Here is a 21,139-nt window from a genome sequence, read left to right as displayed (position 1 = left end):
CACGTGTGACCGACCGGCGAGTGCGGGGCCTGCGGAGCCTGATGCGTGGGCGTCCCGGTGCCGGCCGGGAATCCCCCGAGCGTTCGATGGACCCCAGATCCGTCGGCGAGGTGCAGCCGGTCCCACCTCGCTCGCGCGTCATCGACAACGCGATCTACGTCAACGGGCACCGCGCGGCCACCCCCGAGTCGCTTCCCGATGCCTTCGAGTACCTGAAGAACACCCCGGGCAGCATGGCCTGGATCGGCTTCTACCGGCCGGAGGACAGCTTCATCCTCGATGTCGCCGAGAAGTTCGACCTGCACGAGCTGGCGGTCGAGGACGCCATCGTCGCCCACCAGCGGCCCAAGGCCGACCGCTACGGCGACACCCTGTTCGTGGTGCTCCGCCCCGCCAGGTATCTCGACGAGGCCGAGGAGGTCGACTTCGGCGAGCTGCACGTCTTCGTCGGCCAGAACTTCGTGATCACCGTACGGCACAGCGAGGCCCCCGACCTGTCCCAGGTCCGCCGCAGGATGCAGCACGATCCCGACCTGCTCGGCCAGGGCCCGCAGGCGGTGCTCTACGCCATCCTCGACGCGGTGGTGGACGGCTACGCTCCCGTGGTCGCCGGTCTGCAGAACGACATCGACGAGATCGAGGTGCAGGTCTTCGGCAACGAGCCCGGGGTCTCCCGCCGCATCTACGAGCTGTCGCGAGAGGTGATCGAGTTCCAGCGGGCCACCCAGCCGCTGCTTGGCATGATCGAGGGTTTCATCGCGGGGGCCGCCAAGTACGGGGTGGATGAGGAACTGCAGAGATACCTGCGGGACGTGGCCGACCACGCGATCACCGTCGCGGAGCGGGTCGGCGGCTTCCGCCAGATGCTCCACGACATCCTCGTGGTCAACTCGACCATGGTCGCCCAGGCCCAGAACGAGCACATGACCAGGCTCACCGAGGCGAGCAACGCCCAGAACGAGGAGGTCAAGAAGATCTCCGCCTGGGCCGCCATCTTGTTCGCCCCCACCCTCGTCGGCACCATCTACGGCATGAACTTCGACGTGATGCCCGAGATCCACTGGACCTGGGGCTACCCCTTCGCGGTCCTTCTGATGGCGGGCGTCTGTCTCACCCTGTATCTGGTGTTCAAGCGCCGCGACTGGCTCTGAGCCGGCCGGGCCCGAACCCGACGGGCTCCGGAGCCTGCGGGGGGAGGGGTGTCAGCCGAGCTTGGCCGGGATCCGGAGGAATCAGCCGAGTAGTTTGCGGGCGGCCGCCTCGATCTCGGCCTCCGACAGCAGCACGTGCCTGGACGCCTCGCCCAGCGGGATGAAGCTGTCAAAGGAGGTCACCCGGGCGATCCTGCCGGTGAAACCCGCGTCGAGCAGTTCGGTGACGATGCCCTCCGAGACCCCCCCGGTACGGCGGGTCTCGTCGGCGATCAGCACCTTTCCGGTCAGCTCGGCGGCCCGCATCAGATCCTCCACCGGCAGGGGGGAGAGCCAGCGCAGGTCGAGCACCCGGCAGCCGTGGCCCTCGGCGGTGAGCCTGACCGCGGCGCGCAGGCTCATCCGCAGGCCGTTGCCGAAGGTCACGATCGTCAGGTCGCGGCCGTCGCCGTAGCTGCGGGCACGCCCGATCGGGATGTGCGTCTCCGCCCAGCGGGCCGGGGGCGCGTACGGGGAGAGCCAGCCGTTGTCGCCCTCCTGGAACATGTCGCGGGTGCTGTAGAGCGCGATGGGCTCAAGGAAGACGCAGACGCTGCCGTCGGTGCGGGCGGCGGCCAGGCAGGTACGCAGCATCGAGGCGGCGTCGTCGGGGCGTGCGGGGGAGGCCACGACCAGGCCGGGGATGTCGCGCAGCGCGGCGACGGAGTTGTCGTTGTGGAAGTGGCCGCCGAAGCCCTTCTGGTAGGCGTAGGAGGCGACGCGCAGCACCATCGGGTTGCGGAAGGCGCCCCGGGAGAAGAACTGGAGCGTCGCGGCCTCGCCGCGGATCTGGTCCAGGGCGTTGTGCAGGTAGGCCAGATACTGGATCTCGGGCACCGGCAGCAGGCCGGAGACCCCTGAGCCGAGCGCCAGGCCGAGCACCGCCTGCTCGTCGAGGTGGGTGTCGAAGACCCGGCCGAGGCCGAAGCGTTTCTGCAGGCCGCGCGTGACGCCGTAGACACCGCCCTTGCGCGCCACGTCCTCGCCGAAGACCAGCACGTCGGGGTGGGTGGCCAGGGAGTCGGTGAGAGTGCGGTTGATGGCCTGGGAGAGGGTCAGCGGGCCCTCCTGCTCGGGGAGCCTGCCGCCGAAGGCCCTTGCCCTGGTCTCGGGGGCGGCTGCCTTCGCGCCGGCCGCGGCGACGGCCGCGGGGGTGCGCGGGGCCAGTGGTTCGACGATGTCGAGGGCGGAGACCAGCCGGGGCCGCCGTGAACTCTCCATCGCCATCTTGAACAGGTGCTCGCGCGTCGTCTCATACCGGAGCAGCAGCTCGTCGGGGGTGATCAGACCGGCTTCGACGAGCAGTCTGGCGGTCGCCACGAGCGGGTCGCGCGCGAGGTCGGCGTCGATCTCCCGTTTGGTCCGGTAGGAAAGCTCCACGTCCGAGCCCGCGTGGCCCATCAGCCGGACGGTGCCGACACGCAGCAGGGCCGGGGCGCGGTTCACGCGGACGTGGTCGGCGGCGGCCGACGCCACGTCGTGGACGTCGGCCAGGTCGCAGCCGTCGGCCTCGAAGTACCTCAACAGCGGGTGGTGGGCGGCCTTGACCCAGCCGTCGGGGGTGCGCACGCTGATGCCCAGGCCGTTGTCCTCGCAGACGAACAGGATCGGCAGCGCCAGCTTCTGGTAGGAGCCGTAGGCGGCGGTGTTGAGCCCCGACAGGGCGCTGGCGTGGTTCGTCGAGGCGTCGCCGAAGCTGCACATCGCGATCGCGTCGGCCGGCCATGGTCCAGGCAGGCCGAGCTGGCGGGCGCGCTCGATGGCGAAGGCCACACCCACCGCGCGTGGCAGGTGGCTGGCGATCGTGGAGGTTTGCGGGATCACCGCCAGGTCGGGATGGCCGAAGACCTTGTGCCGCCCACCGGCCATCGGTTCCTCGGCCGCGGCGGTCAGGCCGAGCAGCACGTCGCGCATCCCCTCCTCGGGCAGCCGTCCCGCCATCGCCGACCGGGTCAGGTAGAAGGCGCCGGACCGGTAGTGCGGGAGGACGGGGTCGGTGACGCGCAGCGCGGCGGCGATCGCGGCGTTGCCCTCGTGCCCGGCCGAGCCGATGGTGTAGAAGCCCAGCCCCTGCTCGCGGAGCCAGCGGGCGGTGACGTCCAGCAGCCTGCTGCCGAGCTGGAACTCGAACAGTTCGCGGCAGCGGGCCCCGGTCAGGGTCGTGCCCTCCCGTATGGGCAGGCCGGGATCGCGCGGCGCCCCGGGGGAGAGGGCGGCCACGGCCTCGGTGAAGTGGGTCTCAACAGTGTCGCGCGCCACAGCCCGATTATGTCCCCATCGACGGACGCCGTCCTCAACCTTGACATCTTTGGTGCGGCCGGGGCGCGGAACGGCCCCATTCGACAGTCGTCCATGACAGGTTGTCGGGGTTTGTCGCCGATCATCGGAAACGGCGGTCAAGGAGGAATCTTTGCCGGTGCGAGCCGGAAAACGAGGAAAGACTTGTGAAGGGCCGCCTTTCCGGGGGTGAGGATCAGTGAAGTATGGAAGGTGAGCGACGCGGGAGGGGAGCCGCAATGCCGGTACGGGACGACGAGCGGCCGGTGGTCGTCGGATACGACGACTCCACGGAGAGCAGGCGGGCACTGCGGTGGGCCCTTGTGGAGGCCCGCCTCAGGTTTCTCCCGCTGCTGCTGTGTCACGCCTGGCAGTGGCCCTACCCGATGCTCTCCGTCACCTCCGAGACCACGGCGGTCCTCCGGCGGATGGGTTCGCACGTCCTGGAAACGGGGCTGGCCCTGGCACACGACCTGGCCCCCCGCGTGCAGGTGCGCGGTCAGCTGGTGGAGGGGTCGTCGGCGGCGGCCCTGGTGGGCGTGTCGAGTACGGCCGAGTTGATCGCGATCGGTCCGCGCGGCTCCGGCGGCTTCGACGAGCTGAAGATCGGCTCGACAACGGTCCAGGTCGCCTCGCACGCCCGCTGCCCGGTGGCCGTCGTCAGGCAGCCGGGCCACCTGCGCACCGGCCGTGTCGCGATCGCCGTGGAGGAGGCGCACCTGGACTCGGCGGAGCTCGGTCTGGCCTTCGAGGAGGCGAGTCTGCGCAGGGCGACGCTGCTGGTGATCTGCCTCTGCCCTGAGGGCACCGGCGACACCCGGCGGGTGGCGGTCCACCTCAACACCAACGTCGCACTGTGGGAGGAGAGGTATCCGCAGCTGGAGGTGGAGACCCTGATCGAGACGGGATCCCACGCCGAGGTGCTCCGCCACGCGGCCGACCGCTCGGATCTGCTGGTGGTGTCCGACAGGGAGCGCGACGACCCGCCCGGCCTCGCCATCGGCCCGGCCTGCCAGATGCTGCTGCGCGAGGCGCCGTGCACGGTCATGGTGAACCCCTCGCAGGCCTGGCTCGTGTCCCCGCGCAAGGGTGCCCACGTCGCGAGTTAGTGGTTGCTAACTTTTGGGTGCGGCCAGCGCCGCGCGGGCCATGCCACGCAGCAGTTCGGCCATCACCGGGGGCGGCAGTTCGCCCGCGCTGTGCGGTGTGGAGTTGAGCAGCCCGAAGACGGCGTGGGTCGCGGCGCGCAGTTCGGTCTGGGGGCGGCCCGGGTAGATCTCGCTCAGCACGGTGACCCACTCCTCGACGTACAGCCTCTGCAACCTGCGGATCCGCCGCCGGGCGGGCTCGGGCACGTTGTCCAGTTCCCTGTCGTGCACGGTGATCAGCGCCGGGTGGTTCAGCGCGAACTCGATCTGGCAGCCGAGCAGAGCGTTCAGGGCCTGCTCGGCGTCGGCAGCCTCGGTCACACGGTGGGTGCCCGAGGTGTGCAGGTGCTCGCTGACGTCCAGCAGCATCTCGGAGAGCAGTGCCTCCTTGCCGCTGAAATGCCGGTAGAGGGCCGGACCCGAGGTGCCGACCGCGCCGCCGATGTCCTCGATCGAGACGCCGTGGAAGCCGCGCGCCGCGAACAGTTCCGCCGCGGCGTCCAGGATCTCCGCGCGCCGCGAGCCGCGATTGCGGGTACGGGTCTGGGCAGTCGTCACCTCTCGCATGGTAGACGGTAGCGTTAATAATGACTAACATCTGCGGTGGAGTTAGTGACCGTTAACCCAGCGGCGACGGAGCCGTACAGAGGAGGGCCCGCATGAGTGGCTGGCCGGTGCTGCGAAGCGCCTGCGACCCGGGCGGCGAGGGATTCGGGCGCAACGCCGAGGTCAACGAGCGCCTGGTCGCCGAGCTCGGAGAACGCGTAGCCGCCGCGAGGCTGGGAGGCCCGGAGAAATCGCGCGCCAGGCACGTCTCCCGGGGCAAGCTGCTGCCCCGCGACCGCGTCGACTCCCTCCTCGACCCCGGCTCGCGGTTCCTGGAGCTCTCCCAGCTGGCGGCAGGAGGGATGTACGGGGACGAGGCACCCGCCGCCGGGATCATCACCGGGGTGGGCCGCGTCTCCGGCCGCGAATGCGTGGTCGTCGCCAACGACGCCACGGTCAAGGGCGGCACCTACTACCCGATCACCGTCAAGAAGCACCTGCGGGCCCAGGAGGTCGCCCTCCACAACAACCTGCCGTGCGTCTACCTCGTCGACTCCGGGGGCGCGTTCCTGCCCAGGCAGGACGAGGTCTTCCCGGACCGTGAGCACTTCGGCCGGATCTTCTACAACCAGGCCACCATGTCGGCGCGCGGCATCCCGCAGATCGCCGCGGTCCTCGGCTCCTGCACGGCCGGCGGCGCGTACGTCCCGGCGATGAGCGACGAGGCGGTGATCGTCCGTAACCAGGGCACGATCTTCCTCGGTGGCCCGCCGCTGGTGAAGGCGGCCACCGGGGAGGAGGTCAGCGCCGAGGACCTGGGCGGCGGCGACCTGCACGCCCGGGTCAGCGGCGTCACCGACCACCTCGCCGACGACGACCGCCACGCGCTGAGGATCGTCCGCGACATCGTCTCCACCCTCGCACCGCGCACGCCCTCCCCTTGGGAACGCCTGCCGTCGGAGGAGCCGGTCTGCGACCCCCGCGACCTGTACGGCATCGTCCCCGCCGACACCCGCACCCCGTACGACGTCCGTGAGATCATCGCCCGCGTCGTCGACGGCAGCAGGTTCGGCGAGTTCAAGGCCGAGTACGGCAGCACGCTCGTCACCGGATTCGCCCGCATCCACGGCCACCCCGTCGGGATCGTCGCCAACAACGGCATCCTGTTCGGCGAATCGGCGCTCAAGGGCGCCCACTTCATCGAGTTGTGCGACCGGCGCAACACCCCGCTGGTCTTCCTGCAGAACATCAGCGGGTTCATGGTCGGCAGGGCGTACGAGGCGGGCGGCATCGCCAAGCACGGCGCGAAGATGGTCACCGCCGTCGCCTGCGCCCGGGTGCCCAAGTTCACCGTGGTCGTCGGCGGCTCGTTCGGGGCCGGCAACTACGCGATGGCCGGGCGTGCCTACTCGCCCCGGTTCCTGTGGATGTGGCCGGGAGCCCGGATCTCGGTGATGGGCGGCGAGCAGGCCGCCAACGTCCTGTCCACGGTCGGCAACGCCGACCCCGACGCCATCCGCAGGCAGTACGAGGAGCAGGGCAACCCCTACTACTCCACGGCCCGCCTCTGGGACGACGGGGTCATCGACCCCCTCGACACCCGAACCGTCCTGGGCCTGGCCCTGTCAGCCTCGGCCAACGCCCCCCTCGACCCCGTCGGCTACGGCGTCTTCCGGATGTGATCGCACCCATGACCCACCCATCAGCACCCCGCCGGATGTTCGACACCGTCCTCGTCGCCAACCGCGGCGAGATCGCCCTGCGGATCACCCGCACGCTCAGGAGGCTGGGCATCCGTTCCGTGGCCGTGCACAGCGACGCCGACGCCGGGGCGCGGCATGTCCGCGAGGCCGATGTCGCGGTGCGACTCGCCGGCGGCTACCTCGACGTCGACGGCATCCTCGCCGCCGCCGCGGCGACCGGCGCCCAGGCCGTGCACCCCGGCTACGGCTTCCTCGCGGAGAACGCCGCCTTCGCCAGGCGCTGCGCCGAGGCCGGGCTCGTCTTCGTCGGCCCGCCGCCGGAGGCCGTCGAGGCCATGGGCGACAAGATCCGCGCCAAGGCCGCCGTCTCCGCGGCCGGCGTCCCCGTCGTCCCCGGCGGAGCCGAGCCGGGAGACGACCTGGCCGAGGCCGCCGAGCGGGTCGGCCTCCCCGCGCTGATCAAGCCCTCGGCAGGCGGTGGGGGCAAGGGCATGGTGCTCGTGCGCTCCGCGGCGGAGCTGCCGGAGGCACTGGCGTCCGCCCGCCGCACCGCCGCCGCCGCCTTCGGCGACGCGACCCTGCTGATCGAGCGGTTCGTGGAGAACCCCCGGCACATCGAGATCCAGGTGATGGCCGACGCCCACGGCGGCGTCATCCATCTGGGCGAGCGCGAGTGCAGCCTCCAGCGCCGCCACCAGAAGATCGTCGAGGAGGCTCCTTCCCCGCTCCTCGACGCCGCGACCAGGGCCGCCATGGGCGCCGCGGCGGTCGAGGCCGCCAGGTCCGTCGGCTACACCGGCGCCGGCACCGTCGAGTTCATCGTCCAGGGATCCACCGGCGACTACTACTTCATGGAGATGAACACCCGCCTGCAGGTCGAGCACCCCGTCACCGAGCTGGTCACCGGCCTGGACCTGGTCGAGCTCCAGCTCAGGGTCGCCGCCGGCGAGCCCCTCCCGCTCACCCAGGAGCAGGTGCGGCTCGACGGCCACGCCGTCGAGGCCCGCGTCTACGCGGAAGATCCCTTCCGGGGCTTCCTGCCGACCGGCGGCCGGGTCCTCGCGCTGCGCGAACCGCCCGGCGTGCGGGTCGACTCCGGCCTGCTGGCCGGGGGCGTGGTCGGCAGCGACTACGACCCGATGCTGTCGAAGGTGATCGCCTGGGGGCCGGACCGGGCGAGCGCCCTGCGTCGGCTCGACGGGGCGCTCGCGGCCACGGCCGTGCTCGGGGTGCCCACCAACATCGCCTTCCTGCGAGCCTTGATCGGCCACCCCGCGGTGGTCGCGGGAGACCTTGACACCGGCCTCGTCGAGCGCCACCTCGACGAGCTGGTCGCCCGCGAGGGCGTCCCCGACGACGTCCTGGCCGCCGCGGCCCTGGTCCTGCACCACGAGCACGTCCCCGCGGGGCCCGCCGACCCGTGGGACGTCCCCGACGGCTGGCGGCTGGGCGAGGCGGCGTGGACCGTCTACCGGCTGGAGAGCCGCGACGGCGTCCGCGAGCTCAGGGTGCGCGGCCTGCCCGCCTCCGGTGCCGAGGTCTTGCTCTCCGCCGACCTCTCCGCCGACCTCTCCGGCGACCTCTCCGGCGACGTCTCCGGCGACGTCTCCGGCGACGGCGCAGGTGCCGGCGCCGGGACAGTACGGGCGCTGCTGGCCGACGAGGGCGAGGACCTGCTCGTCACCCTCGGTGAGACCACGAGGCGCTACGCCGTCGCCAGGGACGGCGACACGGTATGGCTCGGCCACGACGGCGACGCCTGGGCGTTCACCCGCCGCCACCTGGGCGACCCCGGTGACAGGGCGGGCGCGGGCGGGCCGGGGGACGGCCTGGTCCGCAGCCCGATGCCGGGCACCGTCCTGGTGGTGAAGGTGGCCCCCGGTGACCGGGTCACCGAGGGGCAGCCGCTGCTCATCGTGGAGGCGATGAAGATGGAGCACACGGTGACCGCGCCGATCGACGGGGTCGTCGCCGAGCTGCGGGTCCGGACGGGCCAGGCGGTCGGCATGGACGCCGTACTGGCCGTGGTCGGCGGGGAGGAGCCGTGATGCGCGTCGTACCGGGACGCCTGAGGGCCGAGACGGGGAAGGGCGAGGGAGCATGATGCGCGAGCCGCAGCGGATCGGGGCGGCGGGGCTGCCCGAGCGGGTCACGATCTACGAGGTCGGGCCGCGCGACGGGCTGCAGAACGAGGCGGCGGTGGTCCCCGTCCGGGTCAAGGCCGAGTTCATCGCCCGGCTGGCCGCCGCGGGACACCGGGTGATCGAGGCCACCAGCTTCGTGCACCCCAAATGGGTGCCCCAGCTCGCCGACGCCGCAGAGCTGCTGGCGGGCATGGAGCGGGTCCCCGGTGTGCGATACCCGGTGCTCGTGCCCAACGAGCGCGGCCTGGACCGCGCGCTGGAACACGGAGTCCAGGAGATCGCCGTCTTCGCGAGCGCCACCGAGACGTTCGCGGGCAGGAACCTCAACCGGACGCTGGAGTCGCAGTTCGACATGTTCGAGCCGGTGGTCGCGCGGGCGCTGGCGCACGGACTGAAGGTCAGGGCGTACGTGTCGATGTGCTTCGGCGACCCGTGGGAGGGCCCGACGACGATCGCCCAGGTCGTCTCCGTCGGGCGCAGGCTGCTCGACCTGGGCTGCTTCGAGCTGTCGCTCGGCGACACCATCGGTGTCGGCACTCCGGGCCACGTCGCCGCGCTGATCGAGGCCTTCGGCGACCCCTCCCGGCTCGCGGTTCACTTCCACGACACCTACGGCCAGGCCCTGGCCAACACCCTCACCGCGCTGCGGGAGGGCGTGACCGTGATCGACGCCTCCACCGGAGGCATCGGTGGCTGCCCGTACGCCGAGAGCGCCACCGGCAACCTCGCCACCGAGGACCTGGTCTGGATGCTGCACGGTCTCGGCGTCGAGACCGGTCTCGATCTTCCGTCGCTGGTGGAGACCAGCACCTGGCTGGCCGACAGGCTCGGCCGCCCCAGCCCGTCGCGGGTCGTCCAGGCACTGGCCGGGAGCCTGTCCCGCACCACCGTAGAGAACGTCGAGGAGTGACCATGCCCAAGCTGACCGACGAGTACGAGGAGCTACGCAAGACCGTCGAGGCGTTCGCCCGCGACGTGGTGGCCCCGGTGATCGGCGACCTCTACGAGCGCGAGGAGTTCCCCTACGACATCGTGCGGCAGATGGGCGCGATGGGCCTGTTCGGGCTGCCGATCCCCGAGGAGTACGGCGGCATGGGCGGCGACTACTTCGCGCTCTGCCTGGCCCTGGAGGAGCTGGCCAGGGTCGACTCCAGCGTGTCGATCACCGTCGAGGCCGCGGTGTCGCTGGGCGCGATGCCGATCTACCGGTTCGGCACGGCGGAGCAGCGCGCCGAGTGGCTGCCCAGGCTGACGTCGGGCGAGATGCTGGGCGCCTTCGGCCTCACCGAGCCGGGCGGCGGCTCCGACGTGCCGGGCGGCATGAGCACCACCGCCGTGCTGGACGGCGACGAATGGGTGATCAACGGTACGAAGGCGTTCATCACCAACTCCGGCACCGACATCACCGGCGTCATCGGCGTGGCCGCGATCACCGGCGAGCAGGCCGGGGGCAAGAAGGAGATCTCCACGATCCTGGTGCCGGCCGGAACCCCGGGCCTCACCGTCGCCAAGAAGTACTCCAAGGTGGGCTGGAACTGCTCCGACACCCGCGGGCTCTCCTTCGACGACTGCAGGGTTCCGGCACGGAACCTGCTCGGCGAGCGCGGGCGCGGCTACGCGCAGTTCCTGCAGACCCTCGACGAGGGCCGCGTTGCCATCGCCGCCCTCTCCACCGGCCTGGCCCAGGGCTGCGTGGACGAGTCGCTGCGCTACGTCCGCGAGCGCCAGGCGTTCGGCCACCCCATCGGCCACTACCAGGCCATCCAGTTCAAGATCGCCGATATGGAGGTCCGCACCCACACCGCCCGCCTGGCCTACTACCACGCCGCGGAGAAGATGCTCGCGGGGGAGCCGTTCAAGAAGGAGGCGGCCATCGCCAAGCTCGTCGCCGGCGACGCCGCCATGGACAACGCCCGCGACGCCACCCAGATCTTCGGCGGCTACGGGTTCATGAACGAATACCCGGTCGGCCGCTTCTACCGCGACGCCAAGATCCTGGAGATCGGCGAGGGCACCAGCGAGGTCCAGCGCATGCTCATCGCCCGCCAGTTGGGACTCGGAGACCTCTGAGTCGTCGAGAGGGCGGCGGTCCCGGCCGCGTGAGCGGGCGCAGGGCCGCTCGGCGATCGACGCGTTCCTCTGGATCAAGCTGCCGGGCGAGGCGGACGGCTGCACCGCCGTCTGACCCGGTGGTGCGGCCCTGATCCGGTACGGCTCGCACGGTATGCCCCCCGTGCGAGCCGTACTGGATTCTCGCGTCTTCCCCGCGGTTCCGTGGCCGAAAGCGAGAACCGGGGTCCTGGGCCAGAGCTGCGCGTTAACCTGTGCTTTTGCCCGGCGCGGAGACGCGGAGCGGGCCGGCCGGCGCCGCCTCCATGGCCGCGGTGGCCTTCGTCATGATCTGCCGCATGATTTCGACCTCCTCGGGGCTGAGCCGGTCGATCAGGAAGGCGCGCACGACGGCCAGATGCCTCGGGGCGGTCCGCTTCAGGCAGCGCAGGCCCTCCTCGGTGAGTACGGCGAGCACGCCCCGCTCATCCGAGGGGCAGGTCGCCCGTGTGACGAGTCCCCGCCTCTCCAGCTGCCCGATCTGGTAGGTGAGGCCGCTTTTGGAAAAGATCAGCCGGCGGGCGAGTTTGGTCATCCGCATCTGCCGGTCGGGGCTCATGGAGAGTTTCACCAGGATCTCGTACTGGGCGTGGGTCAGATCTGAGTCGGCTTTCAGCTGATCCTCGATGCGGCGCTCCAGCAGATGCGTCGCGGACAGGTAGGCCACCCACATGGCCATCTCGCTCTCGCTGAGCCATCTCGTGTCGCTCACCGGCACATCTTATGGCTTGTTCGAATTTGAACCAACTGTTAGGGTTTGGTTCAAATTCGAATGACAGTGAGGAGTCATCGTGATTGACCAAGTACGCCCCTACGCCCTGCTGCTGGCGCGGATCGGCATCGGTGTGGTCTTCCTGGTCCACGGGCTGCAGAAGTTCATGACCATGGGGTTAGCCCAGACCACGGCCTTCTTCGACTCGCTGGGCATCCCGCTGGCGAGCGTCGCGGCTCCGGCGGTCGCCGTCCTCGAAGTCGTCGGCGGCATCGCGCTCATCCTGGGCGCGGCCCTGCCGGTCTTCGGCACTCTCCTCGTGCTCGACATGCTCGGCGCGATCGTCTTCGCCCACGCCGCGGCCGGCTTCTCGGTGAGCGAGGGCGGCTACGAGTTCGTCCTCGCCCTCGCCGCCGGCACCCTGGCCATCGCCTTCAGCGGTGGTGGTGCCCTCGCCGTTGACGGTCTCAGGCAGGGGCGCCGCCGTCCGGTGGCGGTCTAGGCACGGCCCTCTGGATCCTCTGCCCGCCGTGACCGGTCAGGCGGCCTCGCCGTGTTGCCGCCGGTCACCGTGGCCCGCCGGGACTCCCTCCGCCGCCTCGCGAGGCTCCGGTCTGACCGGTCCTCGCCACGGCAGGCTCCGGTCTGACCGGTCCTCGCCACGGCAGGCTCCGGTCTGACCGGTCCTCGCCACGGCAGGCTCCGGTCTGACCGGTCCTCGCCACGGCAGGCTCCGGTCTGACCGGTCCTCGCCACGGCAGGCTCCGCGGGACAGGGCCTGAAGTCACCCGGAACATCGGGCGCCACGAGGTCCTGGCCCCCCGACAATGGGCATAGCTGTTTCGACGGTGCCGAATGGCTGGGGGTCGATGTGCGGTGGCTACGAAGAATCGGCAGTGATTTCAAGGCTCGGCAGCACATCGACGCGTACGCTCTCACGATCGTCGTCTTCGGCTTCGCATTTCTGTCAATTGTCAGCGACGCACTGGATGACGACATCAGATGGGCGGTCCTGCTCTCGGGAGTGGGATTGCTGCTCTACCGGATCACCCTTCCCACGGAGCTCACCGAATCTCCCGACAGTCTCCTGAACGACCGGTCGGTATACGACATCGCACCGCTGTCGTCGCTGTTCGCCCACGCGCGTGACGTCCGCGTGTTCGCGCCCTCCGCGGTCAATCTGCTCTCCGCGCAGACCTGCGAGATCATGCGTAACACGGTGCTCGCGCGGGAGAAGGGACGCGTCAGGATCGTCATTCTCGACCCCCTGGAGAGGGCGGCGGTCCAGCAGGCCGCGAAGCAGCTGGACGAATCGATCGAGTTTCCGGTGCAGAGGCTTCCCGCCGCGCTGGAGAGCACCATGGAGCGCCTCCGCCTGATGAACGGCTGGAAGACCGCGGGTGAGTTCGAGTATCGCCTGCTCTCCTACAGTCCGGGATTCAGCCTTGTGCTTCTCGACCCGGAAACCCCGCGGGGCCGGGTCATCGTGGAGATTCACGGGTTTCACAACCCGTCGACCTCGTCACGCATGCACCTGGAGCTGACCCGCGGTCGCGACGAGCGCTGGTACACCTACTGGGTGGAGCAGTTCAACCACATATGGGAGGCGGCGAGATCCGATGTCACGCCGTTTTCCGGAGAAACTCCTCAGCCTGCTTCCGGAGATGCGGCGGAAGCCCGGGAGTGACCGCGTCGAGCGCCCGCGAGGCGAACTCCTCGGCGGTCGCGCGCTGACCCAGCAGGGCGTGGACGCGTGCGGCCCGCAGCAGGACCGGACCGCTGTCCGACTCGTCGGCGGTCGCGTCGAGGATCTCCTGTCCCGCGGCGTCGAACCGCTGAGCCAGGGCCAGGGCCAGCGCCCTGGCGGCGATCGTGGTGGGCCGCTGGTGCCGTCTCACCCGATCCAGGTCGCGCAGGGCCTCGCCGGGCCTTCCGAGATCGGCGAGGATCTCTCCGCGCAGCGCCAGCGCCTCGGCGGGGGGTTCGCTCGCGAGCGCCACGGCGCCGTTGAGAAGGGCGAGTGCGGCGCGCGGCTGTCCCAGATGCCACAGCGCCTCCCCGAGCGCCAGTTGCGCGGGCAGGTCGTTGGGAACCCAGGAGAGAGCGGCACGCAACTGCTCCACCGCCCTGTCGTACCGGCCCTGGGCCAGCCAGAGCCGTCCTTCCGCGGTCAGCGCCGAGGCCACCCCGTCGAACCGCTGGAGCGTCGCGAACACGTCGGCCGCCTCCTCGAGGAGGCGCCGCGCACCCTCCACCTCGCCTCCCACCGCCGCGACCTCCCCCAGGACGACCAGGGCCTCGGCCCGCACCCACGTCTCGCCGGGCCCCGAGGCGCGGACCGCCTCCTCCGCGAGGCCGCGGGCCGTCTCCCAGCTCCCCCTGGCCAGTGCCGCCCGCGCGTCGCCGAGGTAGGTCGCCGGGTGCTGCGACTGGCGCACCGAGCCGATCAGGCGGTCGTGCTGCAACTCGTACCAGCGGATCCCCAACCGGTGCTCGCCCCGCAGCAGGTGACGGTCCTCCAGCGCCTCGGCGATGGCGTTCGGCATGCCCGCCGTCTCACAGAGGCCCTCGTAGACGGTGTTGCGCGTCCCGTGCTCGGTGACGAAGGTCCTGCGCAGCCAGGAGCGGATCTCGCTCGACGTGACCCCCGACTCGGCCGCGACCTGCGCCAGCATCCGCTCGCAGAAACCGGTCAGGAAGTGGTCGACGTTCACGTGCAGGTTCACGTGCTCGGTGGTGATCTCGCGCAGGCCCGGCGGCAGCGAGTCCCAGAGCGCGGAGCAGACGACCTGCAGCTGGACGGGCTCCACGGTGTTCAGCGTCACCGTGGTCGTCTGCCCCTCGTCGTTGAGGAAGGGGACGGTACGCAGGTCGTCGACGAGTCGTTCGGCGGCTCCGGGGGCGAAGGATCGGCCGGTGCGCTCCAGGGGTCTCGTCGTGGCGTCGAGCGCCGCCGCGCGCGACAGCGGCAGCAGCTGGAACCGCGCCCGCGAGCCCCGGCCGAGCGGGCGCTCGTACGGCAGCACGGAGGCCAGATACTCCTCGCGCAGCGAGAGCAGCAGGTGGAGCCCGTCGTGCTCCTCGACGGCACTCGCGAGCTGGCGCAGCAGCGCGTGACGCTCCTCCTCCCGGTCGGGCGGACCGCCGAACAGCTCCTCCGCCTGGTCGACGGCGACCAGGGTGGGCACCGGGTCACCGTACCGGTCGACGCGTTCCGGGCGCCCGGCCAGGAAGTCCGAGACCGTCAGCCCGGCCAGCACGGGCAGTGGCTCCTCCGGCGCCCAGGCCGACAGCAGCGCCAGCGCGTACGGGTTGCCGGTGACCCTCGGGCGCAGTGAGACGATCCCGCGGGGCGACACCCGGGCCACGGGCAGAACGTCGGCGCGTTCGGGTTCGATGCGCGGCAGGACACCCGCGTGCAGCAGGGACGTCTTGCCCACTCCGGAGGCTCCGAACAGCACGGTGAGACCGGTGGCCTGCCAGATGGTGGCGATGTCGCGGCCCTCGCGCTCCCGCCCGAAGAACAGCGCGTGCTCGCCGCGATCATAGGGGCGTAGCCCCACGTACGGGTGGGTGGCCCTGTCGCTTTGGTGAGTCGCGCCTGTCATGGTGCCCGTCCCATTCTCCGCAGGAGCTCCGCGCAGAACTCCGAGGCGGTCCCCAGAAAGATCGAGATGTTCCAGCCGTCGAGATAGTGGGTGATGTAGCGTCTGGCCTTGCTCTCCGCGTCGCTCGCCGATCCGTTGATCTCGGGCATCAGCTGCACGCTCACGTGCCGCCGCTTGTTGCTGCGGGGCGTGCCGCGCACCAGGCCGTGGAACAACACCCGGAACGTCCAGTCCTGCAGGCTGTAACCCACGAAGAGCAACGGGCGGGTGGTCATCGCCTGAAGGATCGGGATCGGCAGCGGATGCCGTCCGTCGGTCGCGACCGCGTCCACCATGTTGACGAGGTAGGTCAGGTAGTCGGCCTCGGTCAGCACCAGCGACGCCGGTTCGGACCAGCTTCCGTGCAGATGGTAGACGAGGGGCCGTTCCACCGTCGGCTCCGGCAGGACGGGCGTGGCGGAGTCGGCTTTCCACCAGGGGGAGACGGCGACGTGGGGCTCCTTGCCCTCCGCCCGCAGCGCCTCGACCAGGAAGTCGTCGTAGTTCGTGGTGAGGAACGTCGTCACGGGGAAGCCGGCCAGCAGCCGGTGCGGCTCCCAGGGATCGCTCGCGGGAGGACGCCCGTGTGACCGGAGGTGGCTGCAGACCGTCTCCTTGAGGTCCACCGGATCTCGCACCACGGCCTCGCCGTACTGCATCACACGGGCCAGGTTGCCGGGGTCGGCGAACGGATAGTCATAGCGCATGGCGTACTGGTTGCTCAGGGTGGTGCCGGTGGGAAGCGTGCCGGCGCAGGCTCCCGCTCCGAGAAAAGGGGCGCAGTCGCCCCTGCCGAGCTGGTCTATCAACCGTTTCCAGTCGACATCATCCATGGGCCACCCTGATCATTGGGAAACAGTCCCTTATAGGACTCTATTTCCCGTCATGGCTGCACAGAAGTCAAGATCTTTCATATGGACGATGTGAATCCGGCGGCCGGTCCGGTGTCGTCGTTGTCAAGTATCCGCCTTAATGCACGCTTAAGGTGGGAATCATCTATATGATCAAGGTCGGTCAAACTCAGTCCGGTGACGTCGATGAGAACGCTCTCGATGGAATCGATCTCTCCCGTGATGACTTCCTCGCCCATGCGGACTCCCCTGGCCGTGGCCGGTTCACGCGAGCCACTCACGCCGCGTGCACCACTTACACCATTATCTTTCCACGCTCACCGAGCGCTTCCAACCCAGGGTATCCGGTTATCCTGGCATCATAAAGAAGGAAAACATTCACGTCTTATCCTCTCTTTGGTATGTCGCCATGAGACTCTGGCCTCAGCGTACATGCGCTCGGTCCGCCGGGAGTCTAAGCTGGACGAGAATCGGGCGAGCGGAGGCGGTCGCATGTCCATTTCAGAGCCATCGGGAATTTCCCGGGCCACGGGGCGCCAGCCCAAAATCTGGGGCAAGGTCCCACAGCGGAACAAGAACTTCACCGGTCGTGAAGATCTGCTCGACAAGCTGCACACCGGGGTCACGGCTGAGGTCACCGCGGTGGTGCCCCATGCCCTTCACGGGTTCGGCGGTGTCGGCAAGACCCATGTCGCGATCGAGTACGCCTATCGCTTCCGCCACGAGTACGACCTGGTCTGGTGGATTCCCGCGGACCAGCCGATTCTGGTGCGCTCCTCACTGGCCGCGCTCGCTCCGCACCTTGGCGTGTCCTCCTCCGTCACCATGGGAGTGGAGGAGGCGTCCAGGGCCGTGCTGGACGCCCTGCGCCGAGGCGAACCCTACTCCAGGTGGCTGCTCGTCTTCGACAACGCCGAGCAACCGGAGGACGTCAACGACATCATCCCGCGCGGTCCGGGGCACGTCCTGATCACTTCGCGCAGCCACGCCTGGCAGAGCGTGGTCGACACCGTCCCGGTCGACGTCTTCAGCAGGGCTGAGAGCATCGACTTCCTCAGCAAGCGCGTGCCGAGGTCGACCAGTCTCGACGACAGGAACCTGCTGGCCGAGCAACTCGGTGATCTCCCGCTCGCGTTGGAACAGGCGGGAGCCCTGCAGACGGAGACGGGGATGTCCGTCGGGCAGTACCTCCGTCTGCTCGACGAGCAGACGGTCCAGCTGCTCGACGCCAACAAGGCGTCGGACTACCCGCTCTCCATGACGGCGGCGTGGTCACTGTCGGTGTCACAGCTCAAGGCGAAGTTGCCCGAGGCCGTGGAGGTCCTGCGTTGCTGCGCCTTCTTCGGCCCCGATCCGATACCCCGTGATGTCTTCGGAGTGCTTCCCGAGGAGTTCGCGCAGGGATCGCGTCTCGGCCCGCTCCTCGCCGACCCGATCCTGCTGAGCAAGGCCATCAGGGAGCTGGGGCGTTACGCCCTGGTGCGGATCGACTCGGAGAACCGGACCATCCAGGTGCATCGCCTGGTCCAGGCGCTCCTGCGCGACGAGCTGCGCGACGAGGAGCACGTGTCCTTCCGCAGGGAGGTTCATCTCCTGCTGGTGGCGGCGACGCCGGGCCTGCCCGACGACAACGGCTCCTGGCCACGCTACGCGGAGTTGCTCGGCCACATGAGGCCCGCGCTGGTGGAGGAGAGCGGGGATCCCCGCGTCCGTGGCTTCGCCCTCGACGTCGTTCGCTATCTCTACTCGTCGGGTGGTTACCAGTCGGCTGTCGAGCTCGTGGAGAGCTTCATCAGGAGGTGGCGGGCCGACAGCGGCGAAGATGACCAGAATGTGCTCTCCGCGCGGCGACATCTCGGCATCGTCCTGCGCGAGCTCGGCGACTATCGGGCTTCCTTCGAGCTCAATCGCGACACCCTGGCACGCATGCAGGTGACCCTCGGGCCCGAACACGAGGAGACCCTCCTGCTTGTCAACAGCCACGGTGCCGACATGAGGATGCGGGGCGACTTCGCGGACGCGCTGGAGCACGACAAGGAGTCGTTCGGCCGGCACCAGGCGGTGTTCGGCCCCGATCACCGCCGGACGCTGCGCGCCATGAACAATCTCTCCGTGGACTACATGCTGCTCGGTGACTATCCGCAGGCCTTCGAGCTGCAAAAGGTGCTTTACACGAAGCAACGCTCCTCGGACTCGACGTCGAGCTCACTGGTCCTGCTGGCGGCGAGAAACGGCCTCGCCAGAATCGTCCGGCTCAGAGGCGACTACTCCGAGGCCTGCGACCTCGGCGAGGACGCGTACGAGTTCGGCGTGCAGGAGCTGGGGCCCGACCATCCATGGACCCTGCGCGTGGCGAAGGATCTGTCCATCGCCAAGCGCAGGGCGGGACTCATCGACGAGGCGTTCGAGATCGCCGAGCGGACGTACGAGCGGGAGAACCGCATCTTCGGCCGTGACCACCACGACACGCTCGCCGCGGCTCTGTGCCTGGCCAACGCGCAGCGCACCAGAGGAGAGATCACCGAGGCGCTGGAGTTGCTGCGCGATACCGCGGCACGCTACCCGGAAAGGTACGGGGACGAGCATCCGTTCACGTTCGGCTGCGACATGAACCTGGCGCTGCTCCTGCGGGTCAACGGAGAGATCGAAGAGGCGAGCCGGCTCGACCGGAGATCCCTGGAGGGCCTCGATCGTACGCTCGGCCGTGGGCATCACTACTCGCTGACCTGTGCGATCAACCTCGCCAGCGACTTCGCCGCCATGGGAGACACTCCGGCGGCCAGGCAGCTGGGCCAGGAGACTCTGACCCAGCTGCGGGAGCTTTTGGGGGTGGACCACCCGCTCACCCTGGCCTGCGCGAACAACCTGGTCGTGGACATGCGGGCGGAAGGTGACACCGAGGAGGCCGGCACGCTGGAAGCCGACACCTTCGAGCGCTACCAGCGGGTGCTGGGTAATGATCATCCTGATACGAAGGTGGCCCTGAGGGGTGAGCGGCTCGACTTCGACTTCGATCCGCCCGCGCTCTAACCGTTACGTTCGAGCCAGCGCGCGTGGTGGTCGTCCGCGCGTGCACGGCTCAGGGCCCGCGCGCGGGCGGGCACGCTCTCCCGCGACCAGTCGTCCAGGCGCCGCGCCATTCCGGTGGTGAAGCTCTCACCGGCTCGGGTCAGCCGCCCGCTGCCGAGGAGGGTGGCGGTGACCAGGCGGGCGGCCTCGCGCCACTGGAAGAACTCCGCACTCGCGCGCAGCGCCGCCTCCCCCGATTCCAGGTCGCGCTGGCGCATCCAGAAGCCGGACACACCGAGGAACGCGTACGCCCCCTGGAGCAGCCCGGGCACGGGACGGGGATCATCGCGCCAGGGGGCGTAGTAGCGGGAGCCGTCGTCGGGGAGCGTCAGCGGGACGAGGTCGAGCAGGGCGGAGAGTTTCGCGTGCTGCGTCTCGTGCGCCAGGGTGACCGCGAGCGCCGCCGCGTCCGGCGGCGTCGACAGGGCCACGCAGCCGAAGGTCTCCCGAGAGGTCGAACTCGACTGGCCTCCGGGGGGTGCGACCAGTGGTGTGAGGACCGTGATCGCCGTGGCCACCTCCTCGGCCACGATCCGGTGGTGGCGCACCAGCAGGTCCCAGGCCGCGTGCAGTGTCGACTGCCAGCGCTCGGTCTCGGTCTCGGTGAGCCGCTCGCCGATATTGGCCGTCTCCGGCATCCGGTAGGGGTCGAGATCGTCGATGATCAGGCGAAGCGACATGCCGTCCACCTCGGTGTACAGCGAGCGCAGGCCCTTCCAGCCCGGCGCGTCCCGGCGGGGATCACGGGGAACTCGGACGACGGTCCGGTCCGCCGTGACCTCGGCACCGTCCGCGGCGCACTCGACGGTGGCCCAGGAGACGGTCGGTGACAGGATCGCCTGACCCAGCGACGGCAGGGTGACCACCCCGTCCAGCGCGGGCACGTCGACGTCGCAGGCCGTGCGGGAACGGATCGCCGCTGCGGCGGCCAGCGCCGCGAGCTGTCCTGGCGCCGCGGCGGCGTCGCCCGCGTGGAGCATCCTGATCGTCCGCCGCGCCCAGGCACCCACCGCCGAATGGCGGAGCACGGTGTCGACGGCGTCGGGGTGACGGCGCTGGACGGTGGCGAGCAGGTCGTAGGCGCGGCGGGTGGTCGCCGCTTCCGGATGATCGACCGTGCGAGCCGTCTCCATCACTCCGCGTACGAGAAGCACGTGCTTGCTGTGCTGGGCGGCGGCCAGACGGCCGACCGCGGGGGCACCGCCGCCGCCGTGGGCCAGCTCCGAGAACACCTTTGCCGGAATCCGATGCTCGCGTAGGTTCATCGTTCCCCCTCAATTCCCGTTCTTCGATCGGAAGGCCGGATCGGCTCCGACTGTGTTATCGATATGCCCGGTGAGGAGAAACAGGTAGGCACGTTGGGAGGTGCGTGGCGGAGTCGACCCGCGGCCGGACCCGCGGGACGATCTCATGGAGCGGTTCGCCGCCGTGCCGCGCCGACTCGATGCCGTCGAGTCGGCGCGGGTGAACGTGTTCGGGGATTCTCCCGGCCGCGGCGGCGAAGGTCTCCTGCGGCACGTACTGCGGGCGGCTATGCCAGCCAGAGCCTGCCATTTCGTACATATAGCAATATTTGCATGCAGGGTTGCGTCTACTACGGATCTTCCGAATAAACCGGTAAAAAGGCGTCGGTCTCCGGTCGAGGGCGGGCGGCTTGCCGGTACCCGGGTTCGGCGGCCAATCGCGCACTGTTGATCAGCCTCCCCCGACACGGCGTTATATGTGATGCCCGAAAGCTGACTT

At 69.8% G+C, this 21,139-nt stretch carries 16 protein-coding genes; 9 read left to right on the top strand and 7 right to left on the bottom strand.

What is annotated here, in order from left to right; all coding sequences use genetic code 11:
• Nucleotides 1-5 precede the first annotated feature (5 nt).
• Complete coding sequence (locus OG884_RS02080) at nucleotides 6-1,151, top strand: magnesium and cobalt transport protein CorA (RefSeq protein WP_326641537.1); 1,146 nt, start codon at nucleotides 6-8, stop codon at nucleotides 1,149-1,151.
• An 81-nt stretch (nucleotides 1,152-1,232) separates the two neighbouring features.
• On the opposite strand, the gene OG884_RS02075 is transcribed toward OG884_RS02080, so the two are convergent.
• Nucleotides 1,233-3,449, bottom strand: a complete 2,217-nt coding sequence (locus tag OG884_RS02075) for a thiamine pyrophosphate-dependent enzyme (protein ID WP_326641535.1) — start codon at nucleotides 3,447-3,449, stop codon at nucleotides 1,233-1,235.
• A 257-nt stretch (nucleotides 3,450-3,706) separates the two neighbouring features.
• On the opposite strand from OG884_RS02075, the gene OG884_RS02070 reads away from it, so the two are divergent.
• Nucleotides 3,707-4,576: a universal stress protein gene (locus OG884_RS02070; RefSeq protein WP_326641533.1), complete on the top strand. Its 870-nt coding sequence runs from the start codon at nucleotides 3,707-3,709 to the stop codon at nucleotides 4,574-4,576.
• Between the two features lie 6 nt (nucleotides 4,577-4,582).
• On the opposite strand, the gene OG884_RS02065 is transcribed toward OG884_RS02070, so the two are convergent.
• Complete coding sequence (locus OG884_RS02065) at nucleotides 4,583-5,182, bottom strand: SACE_7040 family transcriptional regulator (protein ID WP_326641531.1); 600 nt, start codon at nucleotides 5,180-5,182, stop codon at nucleotides 4,583-4,585.
• A 92-nt stretch (nucleotides 5,183-5,274) separates the two neighbouring features.
• Here OG884_RS02065 and OG884_RS02060 point away from each other — a divergent pair, with 92 nt between their 5' ends.
• From OG884_RS02060 to OG884_RS02045, 4 genes are read left to right on the top strand one after another with little or no spacing between them, the layout of a single operon-like run.
• Nucleotides 5,275-6,843 (top strand): carboxyl transferase domain-containing protein, encoded by a 1,569-nt coding sequence (locus OG884_RS02060; protein ID WP_326641529.1) that lies wholly within the window; start codon nucleotides 5,275-5,277, stop codon nucleotides 6,841-6,843.
• A gap of 8 nt (nucleotides 6,844-6,851) precedes the next feature.
• A complete protein-coding gene (locus OG884_RS02055; protein ID WP_326641527.1) occupies nucleotides 6,852-8,912 on the top strand; it encodes an acetyl/propionyl/methylcrotonyl-CoA carboxylase subunit alpha in 2,061 nt (686 codons plus the stop codon).
• Nucleotides 8,913-8,964: 52 nt separating this feature from the next.
• The gene (locus OG884_RS02050) at nucleotides 8,965-9,918 is read left to right on the top strand and encodes a hydroxymethylglutaryl-CoA lyase (protein WP_326641525.1); all 954 of its coding nucleotides are present in this window, start codon (nucleotides 8,965-8,967) and stop codon (nucleotides 9,916-9,918) included.
• Nucleotides 9,919-9,920: 2 nt separating this feature from the next.
• Complete coding sequence (locus tag OG884_RS02045; protein ID WP_442811614.1) at nucleotides 9,921-11,078, top strand: acyl-CoA dehydrogenase family protein; 1,158 nt, start codon at nucleotides 9,921-9,923, stop codon at nucleotides 11,076-11,078.
• A 247-nt stretch (nucleotides 11,079-11,325) separates the two neighbouring features.
• Here OG884_RS02045 and OG884_RS02040 read toward each other — a convergent pair whose 3' ends face one another.
• On the bottom strand, nucleotides 11,326-11,829 hold the full coding sequence (locus OG884_RS02040; RefSeq protein ID WP_326641521.1) for a MarR family winged helix-turn-helix transcriptional regulator: 504 nt from the start codon (nucleotides 11,827-11,829) through the stop codon (nucleotides 11,326-11,328).
• Between the two features lie 79 nt (nucleotides 11,830-11,908).
• On the opposite strand from OG884_RS02040, the gene OG884_RS02035 reads away from it, so the two are divergent.
• Both OG884_RS02035 and OG884_RS02030 read left to right on the top strand, forming a co-directional pair.
• Nucleotides 11,909-12,331 carry a DoxX family protein gene (locus tag OG884_RS02035; RefSeq protein ID WP_326641519.1) on the top strand — a complete coding sequence of 141 codons (423 nt, stop codon included), beginning with the start codon at nucleotides 11,909-11,911 and terminating at the stop codon, nucleotides 12,329-12,331.
• 369 nt (nucleotides 12,332-12,700) lie between these two features.
• Complete coding sequence (locus OG884_RS02030) at nucleotides 12,701-13,516, top strand: hypothetical protein (protein WP_326641517.1); 816 nt, start codon at nucleotides 12,701-12,703, stop codon at nucleotides 13,514-13,516.
• On the opposite strand, the gene OG884_RS02025 is transcribed toward OG884_RS02030, so the two are convergent.
• The 3 genes from OG884_RS02025 to fxsA form a co-directional block, all read right to left on the bottom strand.
• Nucleotides 13,452-15,437 carry a tetratricopeptide repeat protein gene (locus OG884_RS02025; protein ID WP_326641515.1) on the bottom strand — a complete coding sequence of 662 codons (1,986 nt, stop codon included), beginning with the start codon at nucleotides 15,435-15,437 and terminating at the stop codon, nucleotides 13,452-13,454. The genes OG884_RS02030 and OG884_RS02025 overlap by 65 nt on opposite strands.
• On the bottom strand, nucleotides 15,434-16,309 hold the full coding sequence (locus tag OG884_RS02020) for an SIR2 family NAD-dependent protein deacylase (RefSeq protein ID WP_326641513.1): 876 nt from the start codon (nucleotides 16,307-16,309) through the stop codon (nucleotides 15,434-15,436). Before OG884_RS02020 ends, OG884_RS02025 begins: the two co-directional genes overlap by 4 nt.
• Nucleotides 16,310-16,386: 77 nt before the next feature.
• Nucleotides 16,387-16,566, bottom strand: coding sequence for an FxSxx-COOH cyclophane-containing RiPP peptide (fxsA, locus tag OG884_RS02015; RefSeq protein WP_326641511.1), 180 nt, complete (start codon nucleotides 16,564-16,566; stop codon nucleotides 16,387-16,389).
• Nucleotides 16,567-16,819: 253 nt separating this feature from the next.
• Here fxsA and fxsT point away from each other — a divergent pair, with 253 nt between their 5' ends.
• Entirely contained in the window at nucleotides 16,820-19,357 is a 2,538-nt protein-coding gene (fxsT, locus tag OG884_RS02010; protein ID WP_326641509.1) for an FxSxx-COOH system tetratricopeptide repeat protein, read from the top strand.
• On the opposite strand, the gene OG884_RS02005 is transcribed toward fxsT, so the two are convergent.
• Nucleotides 19,354-20,661, bottom strand: coding sequence for an HEXXH motif domain-containing protein (locus tag OG884_RS02005; protein WP_326641507.1), 1,308 nt, complete (start codon nucleotides 20,659-20,661; stop codon nucleotides 19,354-19,356). The genes fxsT and OG884_RS02005 overlap by 4 nt on opposite strands.
• Nucleotides 20,662-21,139: the final 478 nt, after the last annotated feature.

This window comes from Streptosporangium sp. NBC_01755, assembly GCF_035917995.1.
Taxonomy (GTDB): Bacteria; Actinomycetota; Actinomycetes; order Streptosporangiales; family Streptosporangiaceae; genus Streptosporangium.
This window is presented reverse-complemented; position numbering and strand designations above follow the sequence as displayed.